Origin of the sequence: Mesorhizobium sp. B2-2-4 (genome assembly GCF_006442375.1) — a bacterium.
Lineage (GTDB): Bacteria > Pseudomonadota > Alphaproteobacteria > Rhizobiales > Rhizobiaceae > Mesorhizobium.
In genome coordinates this window covers 1-2,348 of the sequence record NZ_VFWB01000033.1, presented here as the reverse complement: position 1 = coordinate 2,348, position 2,348 = coordinate 1, and the positions used below count along the sequence as shown (strand labels likewise).

Below are 2,348 nucleotides of genomic sequence, written 5' to 3'. Positions count from 1 at the left end.
TTGTTGGCGTCATAGCTCAGGCTGGTCTCGAAGCCGGGCAACGGCGCGTCGCTGAGGCCGGCGAATTTGGTGCCGCCGAGACCGCCCGTGGCATTGAGGATGGTGTAGTTCCTGGAAACAGAGCCGCCCGCCAGGAACCTGACATCGACGGTGCCGCCCGAAAGATCGGCGGAGCCGATAGCGTTCGCGCGGTCGGCCGTGCTGCCAGAGACCTCGACGGCGTAGACCGAGCCGGCGCCGAACGCAAGGTTCCCGATGATATTGATCGTGCCGATCGAATTGCCCGGCGAAAGCGTGCCGCCGGCCAGCGTGGCGGAGCCGACACTGCCAGTGCCGCCAAGTGTTGCGCCCGCATTCACCGTCAGGCTCGAAAAGAGGATCGAGCCGTTCGCCACAAGCGTGCCGGCGTCGACGATGGTCGCGCCGGTGTAGGTGTTGTTGCCGGAGAGAAAAAGCGTGCCGGTACCGGACTTGACCATCGTGCCGGTGCCGCTGATCACGCCGCTCCAGGTCAGCGGAGCCGATGCAACGAAGAAACCGCCGCTGTTCGTGATCGTGACGGGGCGATTGACCGTCTGTGCCGAAGCATCCGAAGCTAGCCCGATCGTGCCGCTGTTCAGATTGATGGCGCTGCCCGCGGCGCCTAGGCTGGCGTCGGTAGTGAACAACAGCGCGCCGGCCGAAACGGCCGTGCCGCCCGAATAGGTATTCGTACCGGAAAGAATCAGGTCGCCGGAGCCGGACTTGACCAGCACGCCGCTTCCTCCGATGACGCCGCTCAAGGTGAGGGCCTTGCCTGGATCGACGAGCAAGACGCCATTACCCCTCAAAAGCCCGACGGGCCGGGAACTGGTGAAGGTCTCGGAGGCGTGCAGACCGCCGCCGTCGAGCAGGTGGAGATGGGCATCTGCCTTGCCGAGTTTGGCGTCGGAGGCGACAAGCAGGGTTCCGCCTTCCACCCGCGTGCCGCCCGTATAGGTGTTCTCGCCAGTGAGCGCGACCTCGCCGTTGCCTCGTTTCCAGAGATTGCCGGTGCCGGACACGATGCCAGCATAAGTGCCGCTGCCCGCCTGATCGAAGAAGATGGAGGCATTATTGTTGATGGTGATATTGCGCTGCAGGCTCGACGTGTTGCCCTGCAGGATGCCGGCATTGACGATGGTGCCGCCGCTATAGGCGTTGGCGCCGGTGAGAACGGTCACGCCGTCGCCATTCTTGATTAGAGACCAACTGCCGCTGTCGGCGCCGGTGCCGCCAGCTCCGGTCTGGTCGATGATGATGTCGCTTATGGTCTGTGTCTGCCCACCGCTGGGGACGGTGCTGACCGATCCGTTGCCGTGTAGGAAGATGCCCGAACCGATACCCTGGCCGGGATTGCCACCACACACTGGAGATATTGGAAGGCCTTTGCACCCGTTTTCCACTCCACCGTCACCGCCCGCAACGGCATTTCCGGAAATGTTGAGAGCGCCGGCCAGGGTCAGGCTGCCGCCCTCCTGAACGAAGATCGCACCGCCGAGACCGGCGCCGCCACCGCCGCCGGCACTGGGGTCCTTGCCGTTGCTATTGCCGCCGCCGAAGCCACCGGGCACAGCCACTGAGTGGAAGATATCGCCGTTGCCGCCGGCGCCGCCGCCAAAACCGCCGGAGCCACCTCCATTGGGGCCGCCGCCACCGCCACCGCCGAAGCCACCGGGGTGGCCCTGGCGCTCAAAGGCGTGGGCACCGTCGCCGCCGCCGCCTGTACCGCCGCCACCATTGACGACAGGGCCGGCGTCGCCGCCGTTAGCACCGGTGGGCCAATAGCCACCACCGCCGCCGCTGGTCCAACCGCCGGTATCTGGCCTGAGCGCGCCGCCGTTGCCGCCATGGGCCTGGTTGGCTTGCAGGTTGACGTTGCTCACCGTCACATTGGCGCCGCTGGCGACGAACAGCGCGCCGCCCAGTCCAGCGCCGCCACCGCCGCCGCCGCCTCCAATATACAGCTCGCCGCCATACCTTGCGTCGCCTCCTCTGCCGCCCTGGGCCTTGGCGTTGGCGATGGTGAGATCGTTGACGACTACTGTGCCGAACTGGACGAACAGGCCGCGATACTGGTTATTGCCAGACAGCGTGAAGTTGCCACCGTCGATGGTCACGTCTTTCTGCACGGTGGGCAAGTTTGCGCTCAGGGTGACGTTCGCGGTGAAGGTGATGGTGTCGTTTTTCTGGGCGCTACTGATGGCGTCCCTGAGCGTCGCCTCGTCTTTGACAATCCAGTCAGTCTCGACAGCTCTCGCCGGAAGCGTTGTTGACAGCGTTCCAGCTGCGAGAAGGATGGCCAGTGCCAGGCGCGAGCCCGATGTCGA

General features: G+C 65.3%; 1 protein-coding gene. It reads right to left on the bottom strand.

What is annotated here, in order from left to right:
* Positions 1 to 2,348, bottom strand: a 2,348-nt coding sequence (locus FJ959_RS32560) for an autotransporter-associated beta strand repeat-containing protein (RefSeq protein ID WP_281405980.1), incomplete at both ends; no start/stop codon positions are given.